General features: G+C 60.3%; 14 protein-coding genes. 3 read left to right on the top strand and 11 right to left on the bottom strand.

All coding sequences use genetic code 11. The features are described from left to right. Positions 1-27 precede the first annotated feature (27 nt). The 5 genes from DEIGR_RS01765 to DEIGR_RS01745 are packed head-to-tail and all read right to left on the bottom strand — an operon-like array spanning position 28 to position 4,286. On the bottom strand, positions 28-963 hold the full coding sequence (locus DEIGR_RS01765) for a DNA polymerase III (RefSeq protein WP_058974758.1): 936 nt from the start codon (positions 961-963) through the stop codon (positions 28-30). Between the two features lie 8 nt (positions 964-971). Next, positions 972-1,733 carry a metallophosphoesterase family protein gene (locus tag DEIGR_RS01760; protein ID WP_058974756.1) on the bottom strand — a complete coding sequence of 254 codons (762 nt, stop codon included), beginning with the start codon at positions 1,731-1,733 and terminating at the stop codon, positions 972-974. Between the two features lie 53 nt (positions 1,734-1,786). After that, positions 1,787-2,830: a S66 family peptidase gene (locus tag DEIGR_RS01755; protein ID WP_407638331.1), complete on the bottom strand. Its 1,044-nt coding sequence runs from the start codon at positions 2,828-2,830 to the stop codon at positions 1,787-1,789. After that, entirely contained in the window at positions 2,827-3,336 is a 510-nt protein-coding gene (locus DEIGR_RS01750; protein ID WP_058974754.1) for a GNAT family N-acetyltransferase, read from the bottom strand. The genes DEIGR_RS01755 and DEIGR_RS01750 overlap by 4 nt, the downstream gene beginning before the upstream one ends. Then, entirely contained in the window at positions 3,333-4,286 is a 954-nt protein-coding gene (locus DEIGR_RS01745; RefSeq protein WP_058974751.1) for a carbon-nitrogen hydrolase family protein, read from the bottom strand. The genes DEIGR_RS01750 and DEIGR_RS01745 overlap by 4 nt, the downstream gene beginning before the upstream one ends. A 132-nt stretch (positions 4,287-4,418) precedes the next feature. On the opposite strand from DEIGR_RS01745, the gene DEIGR_RS01740 reads away from it, so the two are divergent. From DEIGR_RS01740 to DEIGR_RS01730, 3 genes are read left to right on the top strand one after another with little or no spacing between them, the layout of a single operon-like run. Next, on the top strand, positions 4,419-4,976 hold the full coding sequence (locus tag DEIGR_RS01740; protein ID WP_058974750.1) for a 5-formyltetrahydrofolate cyclo-ligase: 558 nt from the start codon (positions 4,419-4,421) through the stop codon (positions 4,974-4,976). A gap of 49 nt (positions 4,977-5,025) precedes the next feature. Beyond that, complete coding sequence (locus tag DEIGR_RS01735) at positions 5,026-5,646, top strand: hypothetical protein (RefSeq protein WP_058974748.1); 621 nt, start codon at positions 5,026-5,028, stop codon at positions 5,644-5,646. 27 nt (positions 5,647-5,673) lie between these two features. Next, entirely contained in the window at positions 5,674-6,750 is a 1,077-nt protein-coding gene (locus DEIGR_RS01730; protein ID WP_058974747.1) for a PilT/PilU family type 4a pilus ATPase, read from the top strand. A 77-nt stretch (positions 6,751-6,827) separates the two neighbouring features. Here DEIGR_RS01730 and DEIGR_RS01725 read toward each other — a convergent pair whose 3' ends face one another. The 6 genes from DEIGR_RS01725 to dnaE are packed head-to-tail and all read right to left on the bottom strand — an operon-like array spanning position 6,828 to position 17,218. After that, on the bottom strand, positions 6,828-7,196 hold the full coding sequence (locus DEIGR_RS01725) for an endonuclease domain-containing protein (RefSeq protein ID WP_058974741.1): 369 nt from the start codon (positions 7,194-7,196) through the stop codon (positions 6,828-6,830). Between the two features lie 56 nt (positions 7,197-7,252). Continuing rightward, on the bottom strand, positions 7,253-8,356 hold the full coding sequence (locus tag DEIGR_RS20215) for an Eco57I restriction-modification methylase domain-containing protein (protein ID WP_153013592.1): 1,104 nt from the start codon (positions 8,354-8,356) through the stop codon (positions 7,253-7,255). Continuing rightward, on the bottom strand, positions 8,346-9,191 hold the full coding sequence (locus tag DEIGR_RS20210; RefSeq protein WP_160329902.1) for a hypothetical protein: 846 nt from the start codon (positions 9,189-9,191) through the stop codon (positions 8,346-8,348). The genes DEIGR_RS20215 and DEIGR_RS20210 overlap by 11 nt, the downstream gene beginning before the upstream one ends. Next, the gene (locus DEIGR_RS20205) at positions 9,175-11,007 is read right to left on the bottom strand and encodes an ORC-CDC6 family AAA ATPase (RefSeq protein WP_153013590.1); all 1,833 of its coding nucleotides are present in this window, start codon (positions 11,005-11,007) and stop codon (positions 9,175-9,177) included. The genes DEIGR_RS20210 and DEIGR_RS20205 overlap by 17 nt, the downstream gene beginning before the upstream one ends. Next, positions 11,004-11,912 (bottom strand): phosphoribosyltransferase-like protein, encoded by a 909-nt coding sequence (locus DEIGR_RS20200; protein WP_153013589.1) that lies wholly within the window; start codon positions 11,910-11,912, stop codon positions 11,004-11,006. Before DEIGR_RS20200 ends, DEIGR_RS20205 begins: the two co-directional genes overlap by 4 nt. Beyond that, entirely contained in the window at positions 11,909-17,218 is a 5,310-nt protein-coding gene (gene dnaE, locus DEIGR_RS01720; RefSeq protein WP_058974739.1) for a DNA polymerase III subunit alpha, read from the bottom strand. Before dnaE ends, DEIGR_RS20200 begins: the two co-directional genes overlap by 4 nt. Positions 17,219-17,280 lie beyond the last annotated feature (62 nt).

Here is a 17,280-nt window from a genome sequence, read left to right as displayed (position 1 = left end):
CAGTCTACGCCGGGGGGACCGTCCACTTCAGGCGTGCCCGAAGGCGTCCCGCAAGGCCAGCGCGAACACCTGGAAGCTCAGGCTGGGGCTGGCGTACGCCTCCAGCGCCTCCTGAAGGGCGGTCAGGGCCGTGTCGGCACGCGCGCGGACGTGCGGGGGCTGATCCCGCCACGTGAAGCGCAGCGTCTCGGGGTGCCACGCCGGATCGAAGCGTTTCTCCAGCGCCTCGGCGGCCTCCAGGGCGCCCAGCAGACTCTCGCCGAGCGCGTTCGTGAGTTCACGGGCGTCCTGCAGCGCCCCGCGCACCGGGTCCGGGTCGGTCAGCACCCCGGTGCGTCCTGCGGCGAACGCCACGAGTTCCGCGTCGGGGTCCTGCCCGGCGCGCAGCAGGGCGCGTTCCAGCGCCGGGTCGCTGACCGGCGTGACGGTCAGGCGGGCGCTGCGACTGACAATGGTGGGCAGCACGGCGCGCAGGTCCTCGGCGAGGAACACGAACAGCGCGCCGTGCGGGGGCTCCTCCACCAGTTTCAGCAGGGCGTTCGCGGCCTCCGGACCGAGGTACTCGGCGCCCTGCACGATCACGACGCGCCGGTTGAAGGTGGGGCGCACCTCCAGGAACTCGAACACGTGCGTCTCGTACTCGCGGGCCTTGTCCCGGCCCGACAGGACCGCGCCGATGGGAATCAGTTTGCGCCGCGCGGCCTTGCCGGTGCTCGTCGTGGCGCGCGGCTCGACGAGCAGCAGGTCCGGGTGCGCGCCGGCCGCCAGGGCCCGGCACGACGGGCAGGTGCCGCAGGCCTCGCCGTACATGCCCCGCGCGCCCTGACAGTTGTGCTGCGCGGCCACGGCGCGCGCCACGTCCAGTTTCCCCACGCGGGCCGGGCCGGTCAGCAGCAGGGCGTTGCCGCGGAAGGCCCCGGTCTGCTCCAGCAGCGGACCGTGCGGGTCGGCGGCGGTCGTCACGGCCGCACCTACTTGCCGATGGCGAGGCGCGCGGCGAGCACCTGCGGCAGGCCGGCCTCCAGCGCCGCCTCCTGCGCCCGCTCGATGTCGTAGGCCACGCGGAACACCTCGAAGTAGCCGCGCGCCGAGTCGTAGATGGCGTAACTGGCCTTCGGGTTCCCGTCGCGCGGCTGCCCGACGCTGCCGGGGTTCAGGATCACGCGGGTGCTGGGCGCCACCATGTAACTCCCGCCGTCCGGGAAGGCCTGCACCTTCACCCAGTCCCCCACCGGGGAGTTCAGCGTGGCGTACGCCGCCGGGACGTGCGTGTGCCCCACGAACCCCAGGCGGCCCTGCCACTGCGTGAAGGCCTCGCGGGCCGCCGGGACGGAATCGGTGTAGTGATCCAGGCTGACCGGCGTGCCGTGCCGGTACCGGGCGCCGACGTCCGGATCGTCGATGCCGTCGCGCCACAGCCGCACCCACGCGACGTCCCGTTCGGACAGGCGCGACAGCTGCCACGTGAGGGCCATGCTGACGATCGAATCGCGGGATTCCTTGCGTCCGGCGGCGTACTGCAGCAGCATCTCGTCGTGGTTGCCGAGCACGCAGATGGCGTCCAGTTCCCGCAGGGCGTCCAGCACCTCGCGCGGGTGCGGGCCGTAGCCCAGCGCGTCGCCGAGGTGGATGACCTGATCGAAGCGGCGTTTCTCGGCGTCGTTCAGAACCGCCTGCAGGGCGGTGTGGTTCGCGTGAATGTCAGACAGCAGCAGCAGCCGCACACCGCCCATGATAGCGCGCCGCGCGTCTGGAACGGATGTGGCGGCCCCGGCCGGAGGTGAGGTCAGGGGAACACCGTCACGCGACCCGCCCCGGGGTCGAGCCGCGCCGGGGCGCCCAGCGGCAGGGTCAGCTGCGGACTGGTGTGCCCGAAATCCACGTTCGCCACGACCGGCAGGTCCGGACGGCCCGCCTCGTGCAGGACGCGGCGTACCCAGGTGTACAGGTCCGCGACCATCTCGGGCGTGTAGCGGCGCGGGCGGGCCAGCAGCAGTCCCGCCAGCCCACCCAGGATGCCCTGCGCGGCGAGGTTGCGCAGCCAGTACCCCACCTGCCGGGGTGGGGGGACGTCCTCGCTGGTCTCCAGGGCCAGGACCGCGCCGCGCCAGAGGGCCGGTTCGGGCCAGCCGGGCGTGCCACTGAACATGTCCAGCACCTCGATGCAGCCGCCCAGCAGGTGCCCCTGCGCGGGCGCGTCGCCCTGCAGCCACACCCAGCCGTCCCCGGCGTCGAAGGTCCGGGGGACTTCCTGCGCGGCCTCGTCGGCCCAGTCCGGGCTGACCTGCGTCCAGCCGGGCGCGGGCGCCAGGTCGAATGGGGCGGGCGGATCGATCAGCGCGCGCCTCACCCCCTGCACCACGTAGGGGTGCATTCCGCCGTTCTCCGCGAGGTCGGTCAGCAGCGCCGGACCGTGATACGCCATCACGCCCGCCCGCACGAACTGCGTGAGGGTCACGGTGGTGTCGCTGAAGCCCAGCAGCGCCTTCGGGTGCGCGCGGATCACCTCCGGGCGGAGGAACGGCAGCAGGCGCACGCTGTCGTCCCCGCCGATGATGCTCACCATCCCGTGAATGTCCGGCGACTCCAGCGCCCAGTGCAGGTCGTCCGCGCGGGCCTGCGGGTTCGCCGCCAGGAACGCCGGGCCACGCAGCGCGTTCGGGGCGGCCACGACCTCCCACCCGAATTCCCGCGCGACCTGCCGCACCCCGGCCCGGTAGCGGTTCATGACCTCGGTCACGAAGCCGCTGGAGAGGCTCAGGGCCGCTACCCGCGACCCCGGAACCAGCCGCGGTGGGCGCACAAAGGTGGGCGCTGGCGGCGCCGTCAGCACTCCAGGACCAGCCAGTGCTCGGCGTGCACGCGGCCGTCCCGGCGCACCGCGTCCGGCTGGGTGCCCCACACGCGGAACCCGCAGCGTTCGTACAGGCGCCGCGCGGCGTCCTGCGAGTCCATGACGGCGAGGTGCAGGGACGTCACGCCCACCCACGAGCGCGCCAGCGCCACCCCCGCCCGCACGAGCGCCGCGCCGAGGCCCTGCCCACGCGCCCCCGGGGCGACCGACACGCCGTACACATTGACGCGGTGCGCCAGCGGCGGGGCCGTTTCGCGCACCAGGGTCAGCAGGCCCAGCAGCTGACCGTCCACGAAGGCCCCCAGCGTGACCCCCGCCGCGTCCGGCGCGAGGCGGGCCGCCAGCGCGTCCTCAGGTTGCGCCGCGAACTCCGGGGCAGTCATCATGAATGCCGCCGGGTCGGCCTGCAACGCCGCCAGCCGCGCGGCGCGGTAGGCCGGGGCGTCCCCGGGCGTCAGGCGGCGGACCTGCACGGCCGTCACACGCGCTCCGGGACGCCACCCAGACTCACGACCTGCGCGGGCGTCGGGCGAGTCGCGCCCACCACGCGGTCGCGCCAGTTCAGGACGTGCCCGTCCACGCGAACCGCGCGGGTCAGGCGCAGGTCCAGGTCCGTGACCAGCCAGCCCGGCTCGTTCCAGCCGAGCTGCGCCACGACGCCGTCCTCCGGCAGGCCGTTGTCCGACGGGGCGTACACGCCCGCCGCGCCGTGTGCGTCCTCGACCGCGTACGTCCAGGGGGCGTCCGCGATCAGCGGGGCGTGCAGCGCGTACAGCTGGTTTTCCAGCGCGCGGGCCATGCTGCCCACCCGCACCCGCGTGAAGCCCGCGCGACTCCCGGTGAAGGACGGCACGACCAGCAGCTCCGCACCGCCCTCGGCGAGTTCGCGCGCCAGGGTAGGGAACTCGCTGTCGTAGCAGATGGCGATCCCGAAGCGCAGCGTCCCGCCCGGCAGGGGCAGGTCGAACACCGCCGCGCCCTCGCCCGGCGCGATGTGCCACTCCTCGGCCTCAAAGCGGGTCATCAGCAGCTTGTCCTGATGTGCGTGCGTGCCGTCCGGACCGAACACGAACGCCCGGTTCACGAACACCCCCCCCTGCGCCACCGGGTAGCTCCCGGCGACGATGCCCACCCCGTACTCGCGGGCCAGCCGGGCGTGCAGCGCCAGGAAATCCGGCACGAACGCCTGCAACGCCGGGCGCATGCCGATCACGTCATGATGCAGGTCCGTGGGCAGCAGGCTGATCAGTTCCAGCGGCGCGTACTCCGGGAACACCAGCAGCCCCGCGCCCTGCCCCGCCGCGTCCGCCACCCAGCGCGAGAGTTTCGCCTCGTACGCCGCCCAGTCCGCCAGGAAGTCCACCGGGTACGCCGCCACTGCCACCCGCACCGCTGCCACCCGCACCACCTCTGCCCGCACGCCATCACTCATGCGCCCGAGTGTAGACCCCGCGCCCACGCCGCGCCGCCGCCAGATGACCTATGTGGGAGGGTGTGGGTTGTGGGATGTAGGAGGACCACCATCAGCCATCCTCCATTCCCCACGCTCTGCTAGCGTGCGGGCATGACCACGGCAGGCGCAGTCCGGGAGGGCGTGTGGGACGACCTGATGGGCCGTCAGGCCTGCGCGTACCCGCTGCCGCCGCACGGGCACTGCCCGAACTTCACGCACGCGAAGAAGGCCGCCGCGCAGCTGCTGGCGCACCCTGACCTGATAGGACAGCACACCCTGATCGTCGGGCCCGAACGCGCGCTGCTCCCGCTGCGGCAGCAGGCGCTGAAGGCCGGGAAGACCCTGTACGTCCCCCACCAGAAGAAGGACGGCTGGTACTGGCGCGTCACCGACCCGCGCGGCGCGCGCCTGAGCACCCTGCCGGAGTACGGCGAACCCACCCTGACCCCCGAGGGTGCGCAGGGGGCAGTTCTCGCGTGCGTCGCCGTGGACACGCGCGGCGCGCGGCTCGGGAAGGGCTTCGGCTGGGGCGCACGCGGCCTGAATCTGGACCTGCCCGAGTACACCCTGGCGCACCCGCTGATGCTCCGCGAGGCCCTCCCCTGCCCCGCCGACTCGCACGTCAGGCTGATCGGCCTGCCCGACCGGGTCCTGACCTGCCCCCCCTGACCCCCCCGGCGGACGGAACCCCACCCCCGCAAAGCGCGTACCATGCGGCATGAGCCAGCGAAGAACCAGCCCCGCCGTGCCCGCCCTGATCACGGTCGCCACCGTCGGCGTGGCCGCCGGCGCCGCGTACCTCGCCCGCACCCGCCAGCGCGACATCAAAGGCGCCGTCGTCAGCCGCGTCCTCGAGCGCCCCGCCGGCCGCAGCTCCTACCAGGAACTCGCCCACAGCCTCGAAACCAGCGGCACGCACCTCACCGGCCGCGCCGCGCGGGCCGCCGACACGCACGCCAACCGCGAAGTCCTCGCGCACATCATCGGCATCGAACGCTGGGGCCAGCACCGCCTCGGCGCGGCACTCGGGAAGCACCCCGACCTCAGCGCGCCCTACCACGCCCACCGCCCCCCGCAGGACACCACCCTGCCCCAGCTGCAGGCCCTGATCACCAGCACCCGCGCCGCCAGCGTCGACCTCGCCCGGCAACTCCACACCCGCCCCCCCAACGACGACCAGACCATCCCACACAACAGCCTCGGCCCCATGACCGCCAAGGCCTGGCTGCGCTACCTGACGCACCACGCCGACCTCGAAAGCCGCAAACTGCGCGGCGCGGCCCCCCAGACGGGGGTCATGAACCCCGCCGAAACCCACCCCAGCGCAACGAAACTGTAAGACCCCAACCCCTACCCTGAGGGCACCATGAGTGTCCTGAACAGCGTACTGACCGCCATTGTCAAAGAAGGAGCCAGTGACATCCACCTGCGCACCGGCAGCGCCCCCGCCGGGCGCATCAACGGCGAGATCAAACGCTTCGGGGAAACCCGCCTGGGCCACGAACACGTCGAAGCCTTCACCCGCGAAATGATGAACGGCCCCATGTGGGACGACTTCACCACCCGCCGCGAAGCCGACTTCGCGTACGGCATCCCAGGCCTCGCCCGCTTCCGCGTCAACGCCTACTGGCAACGCGGCAGCATCGGCCTGATCATGCGCGTCATCGAAGACAAACCCATCCCCACCTTCCAGCAACTCGGCCTCCCCGTCGAGACCTTCGAACAGCTCGCGCAGCACGAACGCGGCCTGATCCTCGTCACCGGCCCCACCGGCAGCGGCAAGACCACCACCCTCGCCAGCCTCCTCGACCACATCAACGCCACCCAACCCGTCAACATCGTCACCCTCGAAGACCCCATCGAGGTCCTCCACAAAGACCGCATGGCCATGATCAGCCAGCGCGAACTGGGCCTGGACACCATGAGCTTCGCCAACGGCCTGCGCGCCAGCATGCGCCAGGACCCCGACGTCATCCTCATCGGCGAGATGCGCGACAAGGAAACCGTCGAAGCCGCCCTCAGCGCCGCCCAGACCGGCCACCTCGTCTTCAGCACCCTGCACACCCAGGACGCCATCCGCAGCGTCAACCGCATCATCGACTTCTTCGCCCCCCACGAACGCGACCAGATCCGCCAGGGCCTCAGCGAAAGCATCGTCGGCATCGTCAGCCAGCGCCTCCTGCCCAAAGTCGGCGGCGGCCGCGTCCTCGGCCTCGAAATCATGCTCGGCACCCCCACCGTCCGCGAATGCATCAAAGACCCCGAACGCATGGAAGAAATCAAACAGGCCCTCCAGGAAGGCGGCGCCCGCGGCATGCACACCTTCGACCAGCACCTCGCCCACCTCGTCCAGGAAGGCCTCATGCACGAAGACGACGCCCTGCAGAGCGCCACCAGCCCCCACGAACTCAAGATCATGATGATGCGCGCCAAATACGCGTAAGCGGAAAAACCCCTCTGCTGCGCAGAGAACCCCTCAGTCAGCTGCGCTGACAGCTCCCCTCACAGGGGAGCCTTTTTTTATCGCTGGAGTGCCGATTCGATCAGGGCGGCCACACCCGGCAGGTTCAGCATGACCTCCACGTTCCGCACGCGCAGCACCCGGATCCCCGCCCCCGCCAGCACCCGCGACCGCTCGGCGTCATACGCCACAGCATCCGGCGAATCATGCGACGCGCCGTCCACCTCCACGCACACCCGCGCGGACGGCGCGTAGAAATCCAGGATGAAACCCAGCAGCGGCACCTGCCGACGAAACCGCGCAGGATGCGACCGCAGCAGATCGAACCACAACCGCCGCTCCGCAGACGTCATGGCCCGCCTCAACTCACGCGCACGCGGCACCAGAATCTTCAAGTTCAGGTCACGGAAAACGCGAATTGACAACATGGTTCATCTAGGTCAACACATTTTGCTTTTTACAGATTCAATAGTTTTTTGACGTGTTATATGACAGACTGCACCATAGATCTTTCGCCCACTCTTTCATCACTGCTATTTTCTAATTCAAAATTAAAAAGCAACTCATTCAAACGAGAAATGGTTGTGTATTTTGCACAGTGTCCTGAGTATATAGCTTCTAGTTTTAGATAATTATTAACTAAATACCAGTGCAGCAAATCTATCATGTCTCCCTGTATAACTATTACACAGTCGGAAACCGCCAGTTCGCCTTCATGTATTTTGATTTTATTTAATTTTGGACTCCCTACTCGAGGCAGCAATATAAATCTACCAGAAACAATCCTATATTTAGTATTCCTGTTTATAAACAACGCCTTGGTCGCATCAATATTTGTAGTATGCACAAATGGAATTCTATTCTTGCCAGATCGAGTGTAAATACGGCCGTCCAAAGAGTGAATTGGCACATTGCCTCTCGTTAAGCTGAAACTAGATGATTTTTCTGATTCTCCAGGTATACCACTTTTACATAATTTACAAAACTCTACATCTTTATAATTTTCAATACGGATTAAAACCGTTTCTACACTAGCAGATGCAAAATGACCTCTTCCGAATCTCTTTATTTCTGTAATATCCGCACTGTTTACTAATGATAAGATTATCTTTTTATCCATTTCGGACGTTAATATATTAGTAGGAACTATACAATACATTACTCCATTGCTAGATAGGAATCTAAGAGCGTGCAAAATATGTTTCATGGCTCTGCTAGATTTAATGCTTACATTGCCTATATTTGTGTTATATTTACTAGCTCCACGCATACTGTATGGGGGATTTAATATTATCAGATCACATTTTCCGTAAAATCCCAAAAAGTCAGCGCATTCCTCTCTTTCAAAATCTACATTAAATATTTCTGTCTCATAATTAAAAAACAGGTTTTTATTTATCACTGCACGGTCAATATCGTTAAGAATAATTTTTCGAAGAGATATATTATCTATAATTTTTTTAATGAGTTCACCACTAGCGCAAGAGAAATCCGCAGCTATGCCAAAATACTTTCTTCCCCCTTGGATCAAATCATTGATTATGTGCGCCGAAATAGCTTCCGGGGTAATATGTCTGTCAATTTTCATTTATCTCCGCGTGGCTTACTTCGACCTTTATTCTTTTTAAGGGCAATACAGGAGCATAAGGCTTTGGATGATCATAAATTAGCTCGAACTTATCCGGATTTCTACTGGCGCACACGATAGCACCGAGACATTGAATTCGGGGACCCAGTAGGCCTATACGAATTTTATGTTCAGGAAATTTTTGCGCCAGCTCTTGCAAAAAATTGACGGTTTCTTTATATCCGAACACATATATATGCTTAACCCTTCTATATATAGCATCTTTAAGTAAAAACACTCGATTAGATATTAGTGCATCTTGGTAGTGCGTTGGTTTTAATCCCCTAAGACTGATAATGGGGTATATATCTGCAGATCTGGGCTCTATTGCATTATAGAGATATAATGCTCGGTTTCCTTGGAAACCAAGTATTGGCACAAATATCTGAGGCTGATCTGAGGAAAAGACAGGAGTAAAACCCTGTATTGGCTCGATTTTTGTACTTATTTCAGTATTAATCCCACCAAAATCGCGGTCTATAGGGAATACATCCCAATATTCGGAAGGCGCATGGTAAATCACATTTGTTTTCAATTTCCCCAACACAAGAGCTCTAACTATAGGCGCCCATACTGTCAAATCTAAATCAGTTATATCCAAGGTAAATTGATCTGAAATTGAGCCAAGTCGCTCTTGGATGGCCTCTTCGTCAAAAAGTGGCAATTCAAATGTATCTTCACCGAAAAGCATTACTACCTTTCCATTCTTATCGGATGAAGGATTAACATAGATTGTATTTTCTTTAAAATTTTCCAATTTACCTAAATATGCAACCATCTTAATCAAAAAGCCCACCTTTTTCCTCGATACGGGCCGAATCTTTAAGAATAGACTTAACCCCATATTCTGGGTTTTGCTTTATTTTTTCGAATGACTCAGAAGTGATGCTGAATTTTCTGCCCCTTCTATTACTATAATTAAACTTTGGAGAAAATATAGGATGCAATGAGTAATCATACTCGCTAATCTCATCCTTTCTGGTCTGTTTTGTCTCCTTAGATTCCAACAAAACATAATGCATTACACATCTTCTGACAAATTCTTCTGTTTCTTTATGTAATGATATATCGCTTATGTTAAATTGATTCAACTCTGGAGATTTTTTGACTATATTTCTGGCATAATAACCAAATATTTTACCAAACCCTACCACAATTTGCTGATATTGAGGACCATCATATGATAGACCAGCGATTTCATCGAACACCGATTGAGCAACATCTTTGCAAGATTTGGTTTGCGTTTCAGCATCAATCTTAGACGGCAGACTGCCTTTATTTTCTTTCACGGCAGTGAGTAGGGTGCTTTCCAGCAACATTAAGATAAACCTGATATTGTTACCCGACAGACCAACATAAGTTTCCCAACCGCAATAATATTTTACTACCCCTACTTTTCCGGTTCTTATTTTGAATAGGAGGTCGAATTTATAGTTCTCAAAATTCGTAATCCAATTCGAGTCCTTTTCCAAATAGGCCTTTATTTCCCTATCCAACGAACTTTGGTTTTTTTCTACTAAGTAGTAAATATAGAATTTCTGCAACTCAGTTAGCTGGTGTATTTTATCAATATTGACCAAACTGGTCAATCTAGATATGCTCTCATTAGTAGATTTGTTTCTCTCTTTGATTCCGAGCTTGATGGCCTCTGCTTCCATGTCCAGTTTCTCTAGCAGAAGTTTTATGTTAATTTCCGGACAACGGATAGCACTACTTCCCTCTTGAATGCGACGTAACCTAATATTGCACACATTTCCCGCAAATTCACTGAACTCACTAGTCGACACGCGCTCATCTATGTCTATTTTCGCATAATCTTGAGGCGAGAATAAAGGCTCATCGTCAGCTAATGTATATTTTGTTTTTAATCCATTCTTTTTCGCGCCTACCTTATATACGAAATTCCCTCCACAGTGTTTAACTAGAGTATTAAATATTTTTTGCTGCCAACTATGCAAGTTTTCGAATTCATCAAAAATCAGATATATGAATTTTTTTGATAAAGACTGGGACTCCGATATACTACTAAATAATTCACCTACAGGGATATTCAATATAGATGTATTTATCTCTTGAATTTTTTTGGGATTATTAATAGCTCGAGAGAACGATGAGATTTCCATTCGAAGACTGGCGAACGCGCCGGTTATAGAATTAACGGGACTCAAACCGAGACTAACCATCATTGGATTAAGATCTACTTCTTCGTCTTTTATAATATTGTCATTTACCAAATTTTTAAGCAAATCCAATGTCATCAAGCATATTCTTAAATTTAAGTAATGGCTAAATAAAACTGTCCAAGCTTCGCTACTTATATCTTTACCCGAAAATGAGTTAGCAAGCCCAATCTCAAATTTATGATAGATTCCAAAATAATTTCTATCAATTTTTTTAGATATTTCTTCTTTTTGGAAACTATAAGCCATAGATTTCAGAGCAGTAGTTTTACCAGTGCCCCGCCCACCTATGAGGAAACACGGTCTAGGAGTGACCAATTCAGGAAAGTATTTTGGCTCGGTATAGTATGAATGTAAATCCTGCATCCATTCACTTCTATAGCTCGAAAAAGCCGCAGTTATTACAGACTCAATAGCCATTTCATCACTCATGCGTGCCTCCTCAACAGATGTATTTCGCTTTCATCCTTAGACCATAGTAATGGAAGTGTTGAGTCTGGAGTCGAGTTAAAAAATGCCAAAGTTAGCGCCAATTCTCCCTGGCCCGCTATTCCAAGACCAGATTTATTAAGCTTTTTATTCATAGAATTGATGGCTTCAAATACATTAATAGTATTAGTCAGCCATTGAGGGAAGTATTTAGGTATATTTGTGAGCAAATTGTATTCATGGTCAATGGTAAAACACGGGTAAATAATTGAGCCGTATTCCTCAAATCTTTCTAAAGAATATTCCGTAGCGACTATTGGAATATAAGCAATTTTGGCACGCCTAGAACGCCATAGATCAAAAAGAGAAGTATTCTGGCCGCATATTATAAATTCTTTTTTCATAAGAGCATCAAATTGCTGGCCAGTTGACATTATATCATCAACAAAAATGATCTCTAGCATCTCTCCATTTTTACAACTTCGGATTAGGCCTTCAAGAGAAGGAAAATATTTATCATCTTTATATTTACTGCTTTTCCTTACCAAACTTGTAAATCTGAAGCCACTATCGACTGTCACCTCACCTCCGCCAGAAATTGGGATAAACTTAACCGCATCAGAGAACGCAGCATTCGATACCAAACTGTTAACTTTTTGCAGAAGTGAGGCTTCGCAAAAAATTTCACTCATATATACAATTGAGTTAACCAGATAAATAGCAACCAGTTTTTCTCCTGAATCTTCAAAATTATCTATAAATGCAGTGTAGTTAAATTTTCTCCAATCATATTCTCCCATTTGGAATAAGGCTTCTATCTTTGTTCGCAAATTTTCATAACAGAGATCGACCATCTCATCAAGCGTCCGATCCATAAATGCCGTGTCATCGGTTTGTAATAAAGTCACGCCCGCATGCCCCCATTTTGTTTGTTCATCCAGGCGGGGGGTTTGGGGGCGAAGCGGCCGAGGATGGTCTGCTGGTCGTAGGCGAGGTACGCGTCGGCCCAGGGGAAGGTGTGGTTGAGGACGCGGATGGCGTCTGGGCTGCCCATGCCGTGGTCGAGTTGGTACAGGACGAACTGTTCGGGTGTCTCGAGGCGGAGGTAGGTGGGCATGCTGCCGGCGTGTTCGTCGAGGAGGCTCTGGAATTCGCCGAGGGCGTCTGGGGTGGCGTTTTCGAGGTCGATGGTGACGTACATGACTTTGGGGACTTCGCCGAGTTGTTCGGTGCTGACGACTTCCTCGGCGATGGCGCGCAGGCCGCCGTCTTCGCTTTCGAGTTCGACGATGACGAGGGCGGGGGTGTCGTTGACGAGTTTGTCCTGGATGCGGTCGTAGGCGCGGCTGAACGCGACGAGTTCGGTCTGGCCGCTTTCGTCGGCGAGGATGAAGCGGGCCATCATGCCGCCGGATTTGGTGGGTTTCTTGACGACGCTTTCGATCATGCCCGCGAGGACGGCCTTGATGCGTTTGCCGGGGGCGACGTTCTGCGTCTGGAACCACGTGTCGAGGTCGGAGATGCGGCAGCTGGCGGCTTCGCGCAGACCTTCGTGCTGTTCGAGCGGGTGGCCGCTGATGTAGAGGCCCAGGGCTTCCTTCTCGATGCTGAGGCGTTCCAGGTCGGTGTAGGGGATGACGCCCGCCCTGAGTCTGGGTTCGGGGGCGACTTCCTGCGCGCCGAACAGGGCGTCCATGCCGCTGTTGGCGAGCGCGGCGGCGCCCTGCGCCCAGGTCATGGATTCCTCGAGGCTCTCGAGGAGCTGGCGGCGGTCGCCGAACTGGTCGAACGCGCCGCTCTTGATGAGGCTTTCCATGGCTTTGCGGTTGCAGACCTTGTTGCCCAGGCGGGAGCAGAAGTCCGCGAGGCTCTTGAAGGTCCCGGCGCGTTCGCGTTCCTCGAGGATCTTCAGCACGGCGCCCTCGCCGAGGCCCTTGATGGCGTACAGGCCGAAGAGGATGTCCTGCCCGACGACCGCGAAGTCGGGTGCGGACTTGTTGATGTCGGGGGGGAGGACGTGGACGTCCATCTTGCGGGCGTCGCTGACGTACTCGGCGACCTTGTCGCTGTCCTTGCGTTCGACGGTCAGCAGGGCGGCCATGAACTGCACGGGGTAGTTCGCCTTGAGCCACGCGGTCTGGTACGTGATGACGCCGTACGCGGCGCTGTGGCTGTTGTGGACGATCAGGTCGTTGGCGACGAAGTTGTGCGTGCCGGGGACTTCCAGATCGTAGGTCTGCGCGTGCCCGGCGGGTTCGATGCTGGTGATGGTGTCCCAGTACAGGTCGTCGGAGCACAGGTCGCTCAGGGCCGGGTCGTCGAAGAAGTCCGCGAGGGTCTGGATGGTGGCGCGGCGGAAGCCTTTCTTGTGCGCCCTGGGTCCCCCGTAGAGTTCTTTGGTGCTGACGCCGCTGCGGGTTTCGATCTCGCGCCAGCCGAGGCCGCTGGCGATCTTGGCGGTCTGCACGCGGGTCTTGACGCTGGCGGGCAGGGTGTCGATGGTCTCGCGGTGGGGTGGGGTAGCGGCGTAGTAGGCGTGCAGGGCGTCCAGTTGCTTGTCGCGGCCCACGATGTGTGGCGCGATGACGGTCAGGAACTGGTCGATGGAGCGCCGCCCGACCAGATGAACGGTGTACCCGGTGCGTCCGGCCACGTCGTCGCCGCGCCGGTAGGTGAAGTGTTTGCGGGTGACCCTGGCGACCATGCCCAGGCGCAGCAGCAGGTGGGTGAGGTCATCGGCCAGCGCGCGGGAGGCGGTAGCGGCGTACGGGGTGGTGTTGCGGTTGCCGAACAGGAAGCCGTCGCCGGACCAGTAGCGGCCGATGAGGACGGCCAGCGAGGCGTTGTTTAGCCGGAACGCGGCGGCGGGGATGGCCTTGGCGTCGGCTTTCACTCCCACGAGACCCAGCGCTTCAAGCCACTGGCGCACGCCGGACTTCCCGCCCGCCCCGTCTGTCCCGCTGCCGCGCACGCCGCTGCCCAGGTACACGTCGTGCACGTTGCGCCGCTCTGGGCGGACGGTCACAGTGGGGCGGGTGTTCGGGAACTGCCGGGCCTGGGTGACCATGTCGGCCACCTGAATCTCGCTCTGGGAGTACAGGTACGCGCCGTGTGGGTGGCAGGTGTTGCCCTCGGCGAGCATCCAGCCGAGCAGTGCCGCCTGATGGTCGGGCCACGCCTCGCTGCCCAGTTCGGGGAGGCGGGCGGGCGCGGCGATCCGGTCGCCGGCTGTCAGGTCTTCCACGTTCTGCCAGCCGTCCAGCGTCAACAGCGGGTGGTTCCCGGTGGCGGTCAGTTCGCGGCCCAGCGCGGTGCGGACGCGGAAGACGGGTTTCACGCCGTTGTCGAAGAACTGCCCGGTGGAGCGCAGTTCCAGGCGGTACGCGCTGTTCACGCTGGGCAGCTGCACGGGCTGGCCGTCGCGGTACAGCTCCTCGATGCGCCGCAGTTCGCCGCCCGCGACGGGCACGCGCGTGTCGCCCGTCAGACACTTGTTGAAGCCGTAGTTCGCGAACGCGTCGAGCAGGTCGAACAGCTTGTTGCCCTCGTCCTTGGGGACGCCGTTGCCGCCTGCGCCCTCGACGAAGATCTGCCGCTGGCGTTTCATCTCCTCGGCGTCCTTCTTACCCATCGCGCGGCGCAGCAGGTCGGCGCCGCCTAAGCTGAATCCGGCGACTTCGGAGGCGATCTGCATGATCTGCTCCTGGTACACGGGGATGCCGTAGGTTTCGGCGAGGATCTTTTCGAGGTACTGGGCGCTGTTCGGGAAGCCGTCGCGGACGTAGTCCACCTGTTCGAGGCCGTGGTGGCGGCGGACGTAGGTGGGGATGTTCTCCATCGGGCCGGGGCGGTACAGCGCCGAAAGGGCGATGATGTCCGCGAGGCGGCGCGGTTTGAGGCGGCGGCTGGCGTCGGCGATCCCGGCCCCTTCGAGCTGGAAGACGCCCTTGGTGTCCCCGCGGCTGAGGAGTTCGTAGGTGCGGGCGTCGTCGAAGGGAATGTCGTCGAAGGTGCCGTACCGGGCCTCGAAGTCGGTGCCGGATTCCTTGAGGATGCGTTTGGCTTCATCGAGGAAGGACAGGGTGCGCAGGCCCAGGAAGTCCATCTTGATCAGGCCGATGTCCTCGACGGCCTTCATGTCGTACTGGCAGACCATGCCCGCGCCTGAGGTGTCGCGCATGACGGGCACGAGGTCGGTCAGTTGCGTCTTGCCGATGACGACCCCGGCGGCGTGGACGCTGGCGTGGCGGGTCAGCCCTTCGAGTTTCTGCGCGAACTCGTACGCCTCTTTCAGCTGGGCGTCCTCGTTCAGCATCTGCTGGATGTCCGGCACGGCCTCGCGCGCCTGTTCGAGGCTGTAGCTCTTGCCGAACTTGATCGGAATGAGTTTTGACACCTTGTCGACCTTGGCGTACTCGAGGCCCATGACGCGCGCCACGTCCTTCAGGCACGCCTTGGACGCCATGGTTCCGAAGGTGGCGATCTGCGCGACCTTGTCCTCGCCGTACTTGTCCTGCACGTACTGGATGACTTCGGTGCGCCGGGCGTCGTTGAAGTCGATGTCGAAGTCCGGCATGGAGATGCGGTCCGGGTTCAGGAATCGTTCGAACAGCAGCTCGAATTCCAGGGGGTCGAGGTTCGTGATGCGCATCGCGTACGCCACGAGCGAGCCTGCGCCCGAGCCACGGCCCGGTCCGACGCTGATGTCCTGATCCTTGGCCCAGTTGATGTAGTCCGCGACGATCAGGAAGTAGTCGGGGAAACCCATGTTGTTGATGACGCTCAGTTCGTACTCGGCGCGGCGCAGGATCACCAGCGCGTGGCGGTGGTGGGCGCGGGTGGTTTCCTCGCCGTGCTCGCCGTCCAGGGCGATGCTGGTGTCGCTGTCCTTCTGCGCGGCGCGGCGGCAGTCCTCGTGCGCGTAGGCGGGCAGCGGCCCGGAGTCCACCTCGGCCTCCATGAGTTCCAGCGCGGGGTACTTGGTGTACTTCTCGCCCGCCGCCTTGCCGCGCGCTTCCCACTCGCTGCCCGCGAAGGCCAGCAGGGTGTACAGCGTCTCCAGGTCGCAGCTCTGCGGGTCGCACCCCCCCGCGCGGTCCAGCACCTTCTGCGCGTCGGCGCCCAGCGCGGCCAGGGTGCGGGTCGCGTAGTCGCGCAGCAGCCCTTCCGTCGCGTGCGCCGGGTAGCGTTTCACGGTCCCGCGGTACGTCTGCACGCGCAGTTCCTCGGGCATGGTGCGGCCCTCGGGGATGGGCAGGGCGGGCATCTGGTACACGCGCTTCTTGCCGACCGGGAGGTCCACGTTGCACATCTCGGCGATCAGGGCGGTGTTGTCGAAGGGTTCCTCGCCCCACTCGCTGACCGGCAGGGACGCCTGCATCTCCTCAAGGTTCTTCACGTAGAACTCGTCGCAGGGGAACTTGAAGCGGTTCTCGTCCGCCAGGGTCGCCTTCGTCTGGATGGCCAGCAGCGTCTCGTGCGCGGTGGCGTCGCTCTTCTTGACGTAGTGCCCGTCGTTCGTGGCGACCATCCCGATCCCGAGTTCCTGCGCCCAGGCCCGCAGGATGGGATTGTTGCGCTTCTGCTCGCTCAGACCGTGGTCCTGGATCTCGATGAAGTAGTTCTCGCCGAACAGCTCGCGGTACCACAGCAGGCGTTTCTTGGCGTCGTCCTCGCGGCCCTGCAGGAGGAGTTGCTGCACCTCGCTGCCCAGGCACCCGCTGAACGCAATGACGCCCTTGTGGTGCTCGCGCAGCAGTTCGTGATCGATGCGCGGCTTGTAGTAGTAGCCTTCCGTGTACCCGCGTGAACTCAGGCGGCAGAGGTTCTGGTACCCCTCGAAGTCACGGGCGAGCAGCGTCAGGTGGAAGATGCCTTTCTCGCCGTCCTGCGCGCGCGTCCGGTCGCGGCGGGTGCCCTCGCCCGGCACGACGTACGCCTCGTACCCGATGATCGGCTTGACGCCCATCCCGGTCGCGTAGTTGTAGAAGTGCACCGCGCCGTGCATGTTTCCGTGGTCCGTCATGGCCAGCGCCGGGGTCTGCCCTTCCGGCGTGACCTCCTTGGCCCACTTCAGCAGGTCCTTGAGTTTCGCCGCGCCGTCCAGCAGCGAGTACTGCGTGTGCTGATGCAGGTGCGCGAACTTCTTCGGGGTGCAGCAGGAGCCGTCCGGAACGTGAATGTGAGGCTTCGCGGAATCGGCAGACGCGGTCATCCAACCAGGATAGAGCCCGCCCGGTCACGGCGCTGTGACACCGGGACTTGACGCGCCTACCA

Origin of the sequence: Deinococcus grandis (genome assembly GCF_001485435.1) — a bacterium.
GTDB lineage: Bacteria > Deinococcota > Deinococci > Deinococcales > Deinococcaceae > Deinococcus > Deinococcus grandis.
This window is presented reverse-complemented; position numbering and strand designations above follow the sequence as displayed.